The 13,176-nt window shown below is 72.3% G+C and carries 7 protein-coding genes; 3 read left to right on the top strand and 4 right to left on the bottom strand.

Annotation, left to right across the window (positions count from 1 at the left end; translation table 11 throughout):
• Window positions 1-161: 161 nt before the first annotated feature.
• Entirely contained in the window at window positions 162-1,844 is a 1,683-nt protein-coding gene (locus Dsi01nite_RS24875; RefSeq protein ID WP_203848654.1) for an RICIN domain-containing protein, read from the bottom strand.
• 128 nt (window positions 1,845-1,972) lie between these two features.
• Here Dsi01nite_RS24875 and Dsi01nite_RS24870 point away from each other — a divergent pair, with 128 nt between their 5' ends.
• On the top strand, window positions 1,973-5,896 hold the full coding sequence (locus Dsi01nite_RS24870) for a wHTH domain-containing protein (RefSeq protein WP_203848653.1): 3,924 nt from the start codon (window positions 1,973-1,975) through the stop codon (window positions 5,894-5,896).
• 39 nt (window positions 5,897-5,935) lie between these two features.
• Here Dsi01nite_RS24870 and Dsi01nite_RS24865 read toward each other — a convergent pair whose 3' ends face one another.
• The gene (locus Dsi01nite_RS24865; RefSeq protein WP_203848652.1) at window positions 5,936-6,880 is read right to left on the bottom strand and encodes a TIGR03557 family F420-dependent LLM class oxidoreductase; all 945 of its coding nucleotides are present in this window, start codon (window positions 6,878-6,880) and stop codon (window positions 5,936-5,938) included.
• 85 nt (window positions 6,881-6,965) lie between these two features.
• Here Dsi01nite_RS24865 and Dsi01nite_RS24860 point away from each other — a divergent pair, with 85 nt between their 5' ends.
• Complete coding sequence (locus Dsi01nite_RS24860; protein ID WP_203848651.1) at window positions 6,966-8,195, top strand: MFS transporter; 1,230 nt, start codon at window positions 6,966-6,968, stop codon at window positions 8,193-8,195.
• Here Dsi01nite_RS24860 and Dsi01nite_RS24855 read toward each other — a convergent pair.
• Together Dsi01nite_RS24855 and Dsi01nite_RS24850 are read right to left on the bottom strand one after the other, a co-directional pair.
• Window positions 8,165-8,551 (bottom strand): hypothetical protein, encoded by a 387-nt coding sequence (locus Dsi01nite_RS24855; RefSeq protein WP_203848650.1) that lies wholly within the window; start codon window positions 8,549-8,551, stop codon window positions 8,165-8,167. The genes Dsi01nite_RS24860 and Dsi01nite_RS24855 overlap by 31 nt on opposite strands.
• Before the next feature lie 2 nt (window positions 8,552-8,553).
• Window positions 8,554-10,356 (bottom strand): sigma-70 family RNA polymerase sigma factor, encoded by a 1,803-nt coding sequence (locus Dsi01nite_RS24850; protein WP_203848649.1) that lies wholly within the window; start codon window positions 10,354-10,356, stop codon window positions 8,554-8,556.
• Window positions 10,357-10,510: 154 nt separating this feature from the next.
• Between Dsi01nite_RS24850 and Dsi01nite_RS24845 the strand changes: the two genes are divergently transcribed.
• Window positions 10,511-13,084: a Tex family protein gene (locus tag Dsi01nite_RS24845; protein WP_203848648.1), complete on the top strand. Its 2,574-nt coding sequence runs from the start codon at window positions 10,511-10,513 to the stop codon at window positions 13,082-13,084.
• Window positions 13,085-13,176: the final 92 nt, after the last annotated feature.

The following is a 13,176-nucleotide window of genomic DNA, read 5'->3' as shown; positions in this document are numbered from 1 at the left end:
ACGGCGGTGTGGCGGCACCGGATGGTGACCTCGACGGCGCTGGATCATGCCGGTTGATCCAAGGCGCCCTGGGGCCGTCCGGACGACCGACCCGCGCCTTCGATCACGACAGCGGCGGCGGGTGACGGCCCGGTGGCGGCCCGGACGTGGGACGGTCCGCGTCAGTAGGCCTGGACGGTCCACTTCTGGTTGGGGGCGCCGGAGCAGTCCCAGATGATGACGGGGTTGCCGGCGCCGGTGCCGCCGTTGGCGACGTCCAGGCAGCGACCCGAGTGGGGGTTGCGGATGGTGCCGTCGGCGAGGGTCCACTTCTGGGCGACGGTGCCGTTGCAGGCGTAGAGCTGCACGGCGGTGCCGTTGCCGGTGCCGGCGTTCTGGACGTCGAGGCAGGCGCCGTCGGCGCGGACGGTGCCGTCGCCCTGGAAGGTCCAGCGCTGGTTGGTGCTGCGGGACCCGCGGGGGTCGCAGTTGTCGATGACCGCGCGGTTGTTCTCGCCGGAGCGGTATTCCAGGCACTTGGTGGAGCCGGTGCCGCGCAGCTGGCCGGTGAGCAGCGGGGGCGGCGGCGCCACGGAGGTGGCGGACTTCGACGGGGACGCCGAGGCGCGCGCGGAGGCCTTCGTGCGGCTCGGTGAGGGGCTGGCCGAGGACGGGGCGTCCGACGGTGACGGCGACGTGGCGGCGCTGGTCAGCTCGGGCAGGCCGCCGACGCCCGGGTAGCGCGGGCTGGCGTCCACCGCGGCCGGGACCGGGTTGTCGTCGGTGTGGCGGACCAGCTGCAGGACCACGGCGGCGGTGACCAGGAGGATCAGGACGGCGACGGCGACCGCCCCGACCGGATACCGGCGCCAGGGCGCGGCCCGCCGGCGGGCACCCCGGTAGTCGGGGCCGTCCTCCTCGACCTCGTCGGTGACGATCGCGAAGGCCGGTGGCACGTAGTCGGCGACGGTCGGCGAGTCGTCGGCCATCATCACGACCGGCGCGACCCCGATTGGCTGCGGGTCCGGCGCGGTGGCCTCGGCGGCGGGGTCCCCGGTGGTGGCGAACACGGCCGGGTCCACGAGCGCCGGGGACTCGACGAGCGCGGCCGGCTCGCCGGCGGGCGGGGCTTCGAACGACGAACCGGCGGGCGGAGCTTCGAACGACGCCTCGGCCGAGCTGGCCCGGACCTCGCCGGCCAGCGTGCCGACCGTCGCCGGGTCGGGCACGTCACCGAACGCATCGCCGGCAAGGCCGTCGGCAACATCGCTGACAGCACCGTCGCGGAAACCGTCAGCAGCACCGACCGCGAAACCGGCGGCGGGCAGCAGGTCCGCATCGGGAAGCGAACCGGCGTCAGAACGCGGGTCCGGGTCCACACCGGAAGAGCCGGAAGGGTCGGAAGCCAGGTCCGCGCCGGAAGCGAGGTCCGCGCCGGAAGCGAGGTCCGCGCCGGAAGCGAGGTCCGCGCCGGAAGAGCCGGAAGCGAGGTCCGAGTCGACAGCGAGGTCGGCGTCGGAAGGCAGCTCGGCGTCGGACGGGAGGTCGGCGTCGGACGGGAGGTCGGCGTCGGACGGGAGGTCGGCGTCGGGCTCACCGATGTAGAAGGTGTCCGGCTCGTCGTCGGTGACGGGAACGAGCGGAATCGAGGCGGTCGCGATCGCCGTGGGGCCTCCACGACGTTGGCGGGGAATCGCCGAGCCTGTCGGGAACGTCGGCTTCGCCGGGTTGAACGGCTCCGGCAGGACGGGGATCTTCGCGGTGGCGGAGGCCGTCGGCGAGACGCGATGCCGAGCCGCACGGTCCGCACGCCGCGGCGTTTTGCCCGGCTGCTCCTGCTCGTTGCCGTCTTCAGCGACGGACATACCCGACGTGCTCCTTCCAGTGGCCATCATTGCCCGCTGCACCGTAGCTTGCGCACGCAACAACGCGCGACCGGCCGTTCGGCCCCAACAGGAGCGGTCCGTTGCCATTGGCCGGTAAGTTTTCCCGCATGGCTCCTGACGGCTGGGAAACGTTCGCGGCACAGCACACGGTGTGGGGCCGGGTGACCGACGGTGCGTCACATCGCGACCGGGCGGCGGCGCTCGTCCGCCAGCTCGCTGCGGCACGCAAACGATCGGCGGCCGACCTGAACGACGATCCGTGGCAGGACGGTGACTTCGCGCAACGGATGTCGGCGCAGGTGGCGAGCCTGATCGAGTTCCTGCCGCAGGACGTGCGGTTCAGCGGGGCCGAGGCGGCGCTGCTGGTGACGACGCCGTTCCTGCACGACGCGCTGTGGGCGGGCATCGCCGCCGCCGAGCGCGGGGTGCAGCCGGGCGACCTCGAGCCGTCGCAGGACGCCTCCAGCGACCGGGCCGCGTTCGAGCGGTTCTCCCAGACCTACGCCCAGCCGCACCGCCGCGCGCTCGCCGCGATCCGGACCGGACGGCGGGAGGCGGCCGCGGAGATCGGCTGGTGGCTGCTGCACCGGTGGATCGGCCGGCGGCCGGCCGCGTATCAGCCGGCCACGATCGAGGCGCTGATCCGGGGACCGGAGGGCCAGACGCAGGACCTCGCGACCGCGCTGGACGACGAACCGCAGAAGCGCCTGGCGGAGCTGCTGCGGGCGATCCGCGCGGACCCGGCGTTCCTGAACCGGCACGACCGGCCGGAGTCGCTGGTGTCGGAGGACCGCAACGGCACGCGGGAGCGCCTCGTAGCGTTCCTGCTGACGATCGCGCGGTGGCTGGCGATCGAGGCGACGGTGCTGCCGGAGGTCATCGGCGAGCACCTCGGCATCGGTGATCCGGTCACGCCGGGTCAGGTGATCGACACGGTGCACGCGACGCGGTGGGATCTGCGCGGGGCGACCCTGGTGCTCAACGCCGACTGTGCGCACCCGTCGATCGAGGTCGCGCTGCGCGTACACATCGAAACGCTGAATCAGCTGCTCGCTGAGGCGCAGCGGGCGGCCGCGAGGGACGAGACACTCAAAGCGCTGCAACACCTGCCGAACCGGGCCGCGACCGACGAGGTGCGCCCGGCGGTCATCGACGGAGCGCCGGCGTATCAGTCCGCGGGTGTGCGGTTCCGGCTGGCCGAGGACCGGGTGCGCGAGCTGCTGATGGGCGAGCAGCTGTACGGTGACCCCGCCCTCGCCATCCGTGAGCTGTACCAGAACGCCCTCGACGCGTGCCGTTACCGCGAGGCCCGCACGGAGTTCCTGAACCGGACCGGACCCGAGCAGCAGCCGTGGGACGGCCGGATCCGGTTCGAGCAGGGCGTCGATGACGCCGGCCGGGGCTACCTGGACTGCGTCGACAACGGCATCGGCATGGGGGTCCGCGAGCTGAGCGAGGTGTTCTCGCAGGCCGGGGTGCGCCTGGCGGACCTGCCGGAGTTCCTCGAGGAGCAGACCGAGTGGGCCCGGCTCGACCCGCCGGTGCAGCTGTTCCCCAACAGCCGGTTCGGCATCGGCGTGCTCAGCTACTTCATGCTCGCCGACGAGCTGACCGTCGAGACGTGCCGGATGGGCCGCGACGGGCAGGCCGGCGAGCGGTTGCGGGTGTCGATCGCCGGGCCGGGCAGCCTGTTCCGGATCCAGGTGCTGGGCCCGGGCACCGACTCGGGCACGACGGTGCGGCTGCACCTGCGGGAGGGCGTGACCGTCGCGTCGGTCGAGGAGCTGCGCAAACTGCTGTGGGTGGCCGAGTTCGGCACCGACGCGACCGACGGCGTGGAGACCCAGCAGTGGGCGCCCGGGCAGCTGTCGGAGGCGGCGACGGCGGTCGACGAGGACGACGAGGACGAGGAAGGCGTCGGCGCCGGGGTGGTCCCGGCCGAGGGGTCGCGGGTGTGGTGGTGCAAGGGCACCGGCGCGCTGCTCGCCGACGGGCTCTACGCCGGCAAGGAGATCTTCGGCGCGGTGGTCAACCTCAACCGGGACCTGGCGCCGCGGCTGTCGGTCGACCGGACGAAGATCCTGGCGTACCGCGAGGACGACGTCGACCGGCTGCTGTGGGAGGCGGTGCCGGCGCTCACCGCGCCCGGCACCACACTGCTCGGCTACGAGTGGCTGTGCCGCCTGGCGCCGATCCGGCCGCTGGTCGCGGACCTCGTCTTCGAGCAGGCGATCGAGCGCGGCCACGGCAAGTGGGACATGGACGGCGAGATCGTCGACGCCGCCGTCACCGGCTGTTTCGTGGCCAACGACGGGCCGGTCGGCGGGCCGGACGAGCTGGTCGAGTGGCGGCTGACGGCCCTCGCCGCCGGCGGGCGCTACCGCAAGGTGCTCAAGCCCGGCGCGGACTGGAAGCGGGCGCTGCGCTCCCGGCCGTCGGACGCCCTGCTGCTCAGCGTCGACGTCGACGGCACCGGGCCGTGGCTCGATCCGGTCGACATCGTGCCGCTGGTGCACCTGGTGCGGGCCGCGCGCAAGACCGGTCGCAGCGCCCTGGAGATCGCGGCCCGGCTCGACCAGCTCGGCTACGAGCCGTCGGTGGGTGCCGCGCACGTCGGCGTCGACCCCGACGACCTTGTCTTCACCAGCCGGGACGTGGACGGCACCCGGCCGTGGATGCATCCCGATCAGCCGGTGCATCTCGTGCACCTGCTGCGGGCGACGCACAAGACCGGCCGGCCGATCCAGCAGATCGTGGCCCGCCTGCGGCAGCTGGGCTTCGACGTGGACGTCGACGTGGACATGCTGCCGATCGAGCAGTTCGGCCCGAAGGACCTGACCATCGCCAGCCGGGACCTGGACGGCTCGCACCCGTGGCTCGATCCGCGGGAGCCGGTGACCCGGCTGCACGTGCTGCGCGCCGCGCACAAGGTGGACCTGCCGGCCGACGAGACCGCGGCGCGGCTGGCGCTGCTCGGGTACCCCCTCGAGCCCGGCTGGGAGTCGCTGACGGTCGAGTCCGACGACCTGGTGCTCATCTCCCGGGACCTGGACAGCACGTCGCCGTGGCTGGACCTACTGGAGGAGGTGGCGCCGGTGCACGTGCTGCGCGCCGCCGAGCGGACCGGCCGGCCGGTGGCGGAGGTGGTGACGCGGCTGCGCAGCTTCGGCTTCACGCTCGGCGGCAACCTCGACGCGCTGGACACGGTGAAACTGGAGCCGGAGGACCTGCAGCTGGCGAGCCGCGACCTGGACAGTTCGCAGCCGTGGCTGGACCCGGCCCGCCCGGTGCCGCTGATCCACCTGCTCCGGGCGACGGAGGCGACCGGCCGCGACGTCGCCGACGTGGCGACGAGGCTGGCGACGGTCGGGTACCGGGTCGACGTCGACCCCGACGCGATCCTCATCGACCACCTGGAGCCCGACGACCTGACCATCACCAGCGAGGACCTCGACGGCTCGGACCCGTGGCTGGACCCGATGAAGGCGGTCCCGACGATCCGCATCCTGCGCGCGGCGCAGCGGACCCGGCGCAGCGTGCACGACATCGCGGCGCGGCTGACGTTCCTCGGTTACGCGGTGAGCCTGCAGGGCTCGGGTCCGTCGCTGGACCAGGTGGAGCCCGACGACCTGCTGATCACCAGCCGGGACCTGGACGGGTCGCAGCCGTGGCTGGACCTGGACGAGCAGGTGCCGCTGCCGCACCTGCTGCAGGCGGCGCGGCGGGTCCGCCGGCCGGTGCACGAGGTCGCGGCCCGGCTGGAGACGCTGGGCTACACCGTCGACGTCGACCTCAGCAGCATCCAGGTCGACTCGGTGAAGCCCAACGACCTCCTCCTGGCCAGCACCGACCTGGACGGGTCGCGGCCGTGGCTGGACGCGAGCCAGCCGGTGCCGCTCAACCATCTCCTGGCCGCGGCGCAGAAGATCCGCAAGCCGATCGAGGACGTGTCGAGCCGCCTGCGGGCGCTGGGCTATTCGGTGCCGGACGTCGACTCGCGCCTGCCCCGGCTACGCCCGGGCGGCGTGTAGGAGACGCCTCCGCGCCGCGCCGTCGGCGCGGAGCCCGCCTTACGCGCCGTCGGCGCGCAGGGCGGGCAGCAGCTCCGACTGGGACCAGGCAAGGAACTCCTCCTGGTGCCCGCCACCGATCTGGACCAGCGCGACGTGGGTGAACCCGGCGTCGACGTACTTGCGGACCGCCGCGACGTGCCGGTCCAGGTCCGGCCCGCACGGCACGGCCGCGGCGACGTCGTCCTCGGTCACGAACGCGGACGCGGCGTCGAAGGCGCGCTGGTCGGGTAGCTCGGCGAGGACCGGCCACTGCAGGCCGAACCAGCGCCACTGGTCGAGCGCGCGCTTGCGGCACTCGGACTCGTCCGGGCCGTAGCAGAGCGCGACCTGCCCGTACGCCGGCTTGCCCGGCAACCGCAGCGACGCGTCGGGCGCGACGGCGACCGTGCCGTCCAGCTTCTTCGACAGCGCCAGGGAGTCCTCACCGGACACGGCGAGGACCACCGGCACGCCCTCGTCGGGCCGGTCCCACAGCCGTGCCTCGGGCACGTCGAAGTACGTGCCGCCGTGGTGGACCGTCTCACCGGCGAGGAGCGGCCGGATGATCTCTAGGGCCTCGGCGAGCATCTCGTGCCGCTGGGTGCGGTGCGGCCAGGCGCCGGCGATGTGCTCGTTGAGGTTCTCGCCCGCGCCGAGGCCGAGGGTGAACCGGCCCTGCGACATGGCGCCGATGGTCGCCGCCTGCTGGGCCACGACCGCCGGGTGGTAGCGGCGGATCGGGCAGGTCACCATGGTCATGAGTTCGAGGTTCTGGGTGGCGTACGCGACCGCGCCGAGCACCGACCACGCGAACGGCGAGTGTCCCTGCTCGACCAGCCACGGGTTGTAGTGGTCGGAGATCGCCGCGAAGTCGTATCCGGCTTCTTCCGCGCGCACCGCGTCGTCGACGAGGTCGCAGGGCGCGGTCTGCTCACACATCAGTGTGTAACCGAAGTTCGCCATGGCCTCTGGATACCCCGTGCGCGGGCCGTTACGCGCTTGTCGATCATCCTTGGAGAATGCCCAGCACGTAGGCGAGAATCAATCGATGTCTCCCTATCTACCGGTGATCCGGCACCCGGTGTTCAACCGGGTCCTGCCGGGGCTGGTGCTCTCCGCCCTGGGCGACGGCATGAGCGCGGTCGCCGTCGGGTGGCTGGCGTTGCAGCTGGCGCCGCAGCACGCGCGGGGACTGTGGGTCGGGCTCGCCGTGGCCGCGTACGCGCTCCCCGGCGCCATCGGCGCGATCGCGCTGGGGCCGCTGCTGCGCAACCACGGCGCCGCGCAGCTCGCCGCGTGGGACGGCATCCTGCGGGCGGTGTTCCTCGGCGCCGTCGCGCTGCTGTCCGCCTGCGGTGGCCTGTCGATCGGCCGGTACGTCGTGCTGCTGGCCATGTCCGCGCTGCTGTCGGCGTGGGGCTCGGCCGGGCGGTACACCGTCATCGCGCAGGTCCTGCCGACGACCCTGCACCTGCCGGCCAACGCGCTGCTCACGGTCATCGCCGAGGCCTCGACGGTGGCCGGGCCGGTGATCGCGGGGCTGCTGATCGCGGTCCTCGGCGCGCCCGCGGTCCTCGCGGTCGACGCCGCCACCTTCGCTGTCCTCGCGGTGTCGTTCCTGCAGATCAGGTCGCTGACGCCGGCCCGGCCGCCGACCGGCGACCGCGGTGAGGGCTTCGCCGCGATCGGCCGGGACCCGCACCTGCTCGGGCTGATGATCCTGACGTTCTGGTTCTTCCTGCTGTTCGGTCCGGTGCCGGTGGCCGTGCCGCTGTTCGTGTCGAGCGCGGGCGAGGTCGGGCTGCTGTACACGGCCTTCGGCGTGGGCGCGGTCACCGGCGCGGTCGCCACCGGACACCTGCGCCGGTTGCCGCTGTGGCCGACCACGATCGGGGTGGTGATCGGCTTCGGGCTGCTGCTCATGCCGCTCGGCCTGGCGCTGCCCCTATGGGCGCACATGGTCACGCTGATGCTCGCCGGGCTCGCGTGGGCACCGTACCCGGCGACCAGCATGTCGCTGTTCCAGCGCAGGGTCCCGGCCGGGCAGCTGCCGCCGGTGCTCGCCGCCCGCGGCGCGGTGCTCGTCGTGTCGACCCCGCTGGGCACGCTGCTGGGCGCGCCGTTGGTCCAGGCGGCCGGGGCGTCGGCCACCTTCGTCGTCTGCGGCGCGGCGACGGCGGCCGTGGGCCTGGTCGCGCTCGCCGTCCACCTGCGGACCCGGACCCGGGCACGGCGGCGCACCGGGCTTCAGGCGACCTCGTCCAGCACGTTGCGATAGGAGCAAAGGCGGCGGGTGTACTCCCTGAGCACGTCGATCGCCTCGTCCAGGTCCTCGGTCAGCACGTCGGGCAGATCCACCAGAAGGCGCCTGCCGTCGACGGTGCCGTAGCCGCTGACCTCGAACGCACCCTCCCGCACCCACAGGTCGACGCCGAGGTCGACGGTGGTCCGGTCATACCGCAGCACCACCCCGACGAGCGCGAACGGTGCCTCGCCCGGCCCGATCCGCCCGATCAGCTCCCAGTGCATGGGGCCGTGCGTGGCGGCGATCTGCTGGCCGTACCGCTGGAAATCCTCACAGGCGTCATTGAGGGCACCGAGCAGTGTGGCGGCTCCACCCGACCTCGCGTCCATGATCATCCTCCTGCTGCGCGATAGGCGGCGCCCACCCCGGTCGGGGTGGTGCCGTTGCTGTAGAGACCGGTGTCGCCCGCTTTGGAGCTGTACAGGATGAACCAGGCATACCGTTCGACGAACGACAGCCCTTCGAGCATCGCCGTGGAGCTCTTCACGAAGCTGACCTGCTGGTCCACGGTCGGATAGACGGTGCCGTTCTCGAACCGCATCAATGCGTACTCGGTCAGCCAGATCGGCAGTTTGTACTTGTTGTAGACGTTCTGCAGGTAGCGCTTGAGCTGGTTCGGGGCATCCGGTCCGAAGTCGCCGCCGTACCAGTGCAACGTGATGAAGTCGACCCTGTAGCCGCGCTGCCGCGCCCCGGTCATGAACCGGTCCAGCCAGCCGCCGGCGGTGTCACCGCCGTACGCGACCGACGGGCTGCCCAGGCGCAGCCCCGACGCCTGCAGCTTCGGCCACAGGTCCAGGACCTGCTCCGGGCTCATGTTCGACTGTTCCTTGAGGTCCGGCTCGTTGAACCCGAGCAGCACGCTGCCGCTCTGCTTGGCCTTGGCCACGTCCGCGTCGACGTTCGCGGTGCCCCAGACCATCGGCACGAACTCGACCCCACTGGTGGCGCCGAAGCTCGGGCTCGGCGACCAGTTGTAGTACCAGCCGGCCTTCATGTCCTTCACGGCCGCCTGGTTGAACGTCACCTTGCCGTTGGTGCTGACGCCCTTCTTCGGGCTCTTCACCGCCGGCGGCAGGGCCACCGGTGCGCTTGTCGACTTGCTCGGTGCCGCGCTGGACGGTGGGGCGCTGCTGGGCGCCTGGGCACTCGTACTTTGCGTCGCGGACGGCGATTCGCCCGGCTGGGACACCACCGCCGGCTTCTGCTCGCCGTTGGTGGCCACGTAGACGGCGCCGGCGGCCCCGGCGATCGCGACGGTCGCGGCAACCCCGGCGAGGGCGGGCTTCGCCGCGCCGAACCAGCCTGCTATCAGCGCTTTCAGGCCGGTTGTGTTGAAGCCGGTCACTGCCAGCGCCCCGGTCTTGGCGGCGGCCGCGCTGAAGACGAACGGCACCGGCACCAGCGAGATCCCGGCCAGCAGGCGCTCCGCGGCGACCATGTCCATCCACGCCCGGTCGCACCGCTGGCACTCCCGCGTGTGGCGGGCCAGGCGCTTGCGCCACAGCGCGCTCGGGCGGCCGTCCCAGCTGGTCACGATGGCGTGCAGCTCCGGGCAGCGGGGCCGCACGGCCAGCGCCCGCACCACCGCGCGGGCCGCGTCCAACTGCGCCTTCATCCGCTGGATCCGCACCGCGGCGTGCTGCTTGGTGATCCGCAGCGCGTCGACGACCTCTTCGCGCTCCAGCTGCCCGGCGGCCTCCAGCCACCACAGCGACAGCAGCTCCCGGTCGTCGTGGTCGAGCCAGCGGGTCGCCTCGGCGACCTCCTGGCGCTGCCCGGACAGCCGCAGCCGGGTGATCGCGAGGTCGGCGAAGTCGGCGCCGGGGTCCGCGGTGTCGGTCGGGTCGGCCCAGTCGCCGACCAGCGGCGCCTGGATCTGCCGGCGGTGCCGGTCCCTGACCTGGTGCATCGCGATGGCGACGGCCCACGAGCGGAAGCTGTCGGGCTCGCGCAGCCGGGGCAGCCCGTCGACGATGCGCAGCATGGTCTCCTGCACCACGTCGTCGACGTCGGCGTGCCCCTGCAACGCCCGCCCGACGATGTTGTAGATCAGCGGCAGGTACTCGGCGACCAGGGCGTCGAGCGCCCGCTGGTCACCTTCCCTCGCCGCGATCACCGTGGCCGTGCCCATCCGCACCTCCTGTCGAACTATTCAGGAGACGAAGCAGCTCAGGGTCAATAACGCTTTCTCCACGACTTTTTCCGGGTCACGTTGTGACTACCCTTTGTGTTACCGGCGCGCTGGCTTCGCGGGGTGTGTGGCGGGTGGGGCAGAATGCAGGATCGTGACGACCTCCATTCAGCAGCGGATCGCCGAAGAGCTCGGCGTCAGGGAGCGGCAGGTGACCGCGGCGGTCGAGCTGCTCGACGGCGGCGCGACCGTGCCCTTCATCGCCCGGTATCGCAAAGAAGCGACCGAGATGCTCGACGACACCCAGCTGCGCACCCTGGAGGAGCGGCTGCGCTACCTGCGGGAGATGGAAGAGCGCCGGGCCGCGATCCTCGAGTCGATCCGCAGCCAGGGCAAGCTCGACGACGCTCTCGAGGCGCAGATCATGGCCGCCGACTCCAAGGCCCGCCTCGAGGACATCTACCTGCCCTACAAGCCGAAGCGGCGCACCAAGGCGATGATCGCCCGCGAGGCGGGTCTCGAGCCGCTCGCCGACGGGCTGCTCGCCGATCCCACGGTCGAGCCCCTCGCCGCCGCCGCGGTCTTCGTGGACGCCGACAAGGGCGTCGCCGACGCCGCCGCGGCCCTCGACGGGGCCCGGGCGATCCTGGTCGAGCGCTTCTCCGAGGACGCCGACCTCATCGGCTCGTTGCGCGAGACGATGTGGTCGCAGGGCCGGATCGTGTCCCGCATGCGCGACGGCAAGGAGTCCGACGGGGCGAAGTTCTCCGACTACTTCGACTTCAGCGAGCCGTTCACCAAGCTGCCCTCCCACCGGATCCTCGCGATGTTCCGCGGCGAGAAGGAGGAGATGCTCGACCTGGTGCTGGAGCCCACCCAGGACCCCGACGCCCCGTCGCTCTACGAGCCGACGATCGCCTCGAAGTTCGGCATCCGCGACGAGGGCCGCCCCGGCGACAAGTGGCTCAACGACACCGTCCGGTGGGCCTGGCGCACCCGGATCCTCGTCCACCTCGGGATCGACCTGCGGATGCGGCTGTGGCAGGCGGCCGAGGAGGAGGCCGTGCGGGTCTTCGCCTTCAACCTGCGTGACCTGCTGCTCGCCGCGCCGGCCGGCACCCGCGCCACGATGGGCCTCGACCCGGGCTTCCGCACCGGCGTGAAGGTCGCCGTCGTCGACGCCACCGGCAAGGTCGTCGACACCCACACCATCTACCCGCACGTGCCGCAGAACAAGTGGAACGAGTCGATCGCGATCCTGGCCGCGCTGTGCCAGAAGCACAACGTGGAGCTGATCTCGATCGGCAACGGCACCGCCTCCCGGGAGACCGACAAGCTCGCCGCCGACCTGGTCAAGCAGTTCCCGGCGCTCAACGTCACCAAGGTGATGGTGTCCGAGGCCGGCGCGTCGGTGTATTCCGCGTCCGCGTTCGCCTCGCAGGAGCTGCCCGGCATGGACGTGTCGCTGCGCGGCGCCGTCTCCATCGCCCGCCGCCTGCAGGACCCTCTCGCGGAGCTGGTCAAGATCGACCCGAAATCCATCGGCGTCGGGCAGTATCAGCACGACCTGTCCGAGTCGAAGCTCTCACGCTCCCTCGACGCGGTCGTCGAGGACTGCGTCAACGGCGTCGGCGTCGACGTCAACACCGCCTCGGCACCGCTGCTGACCCGCGTCTCGGGCATCGGCGGCAGCCTCGCCGACGCGATCGTCGCGCACCGCGACGCACACGGACCGTTCCGCTCCCGCAAGGCGCTGAAGGACGTGGCCCGGCTCGGCCCGAAGGCGTTCGAGCAGTGCGCGGGCTTCCTGCGCATCCCCGACGGCGACGACCCCCTGGACTCCTCCAGCGTCCACCCCGAGGCGTATCCGGTGGTCCGGCGCATCCTGTCGGCGACCGGCGCCGACATGAAGTCGCTGATCGGCAACGGCACGGTCCTGGCCCGGTTGAAGCCCACCGACTTCGTCGACGACACCTTCGGCCTGCCGACCGTCACCGACATCCTCAAGGAGCTGGAGAAGCCCGGCCGCGACCCGCGCCCCGCGTTCAAGACGGCAACCTTCGCCGACGGCGTCGAGAAGATCTCCGACCTCACGCCCGGCATGCTGCTGGAAGGCGTGGTCACCAACGTGGCCGCGTTCGGGGCGTTCGTCGACGTCGGCGTCCACCAGGACGGCCTGGTGCACGTGTCGGCGCTGTCCTACACGTTCGTGAAGGACCCGCGCGAGGTGGTCAAGCCCGGCGACATCGTGCGGGTGAAGGTCCTCGACGTCGACATCCCGCGCAAGCGGATCTCGCTGACCCTGCGCCTGGACGACGAGGCCCAGCAGTCCGGCGCCCCGGGCGGCGGCAACGGCCAGCGCGGCGGTGGCGGTGGCGGTCAGCGTGGCGCCGGCGGACCCGGTGGGTCGGGTGGCGGTCAGCGCGGCGGGTCGGGCGGTCGCGGTGGCGCCGGGGCTCAGGGCGGTGGCGCCGGCGGTGGCCAGCGCAGTGGCGACTCGCGCGGCGGCGACTCGCGCGGCGGCGACTCGCGCGGCGGTGGGTCGGGTGGCGGTCAGCGCGGTGGGTCGGGCGGCGGTGGTCAGCGCGGCGGTTCCGGTGGCGGTCGCGGTGGCGACTCGCGTGGTGGCGGCCGGCAGCGTGACAGCGGCAGCCTGCAGAACAGCGCCCTCGCCGACGCACTCCGCCGGGCCGGCCTGGACAAGGGCCTGGACGGCCTCAACAAGTAGCCCCGCGTGATCCGGCAGGCCTCGCGCTCCGTGCAGGGCCCCGCATGATCCGGAAGACCTCGTGCACCCTGGCTGCACGAGGTCTTCCGGAT

The organism is Dactylosporangium siamense, assembly GCF_016862795.1.
GTDB lineage: Bacteria > Actinomycetota > Actinomycetes > Mycobacteriales > Micromonosporaceae > Dactylosporangium > Dactylosporangium siamense.
Note: the sequence above shows the minus strand (reverse complement) of the source record. Positions and strands in the feature narration are given on the sequence as shown.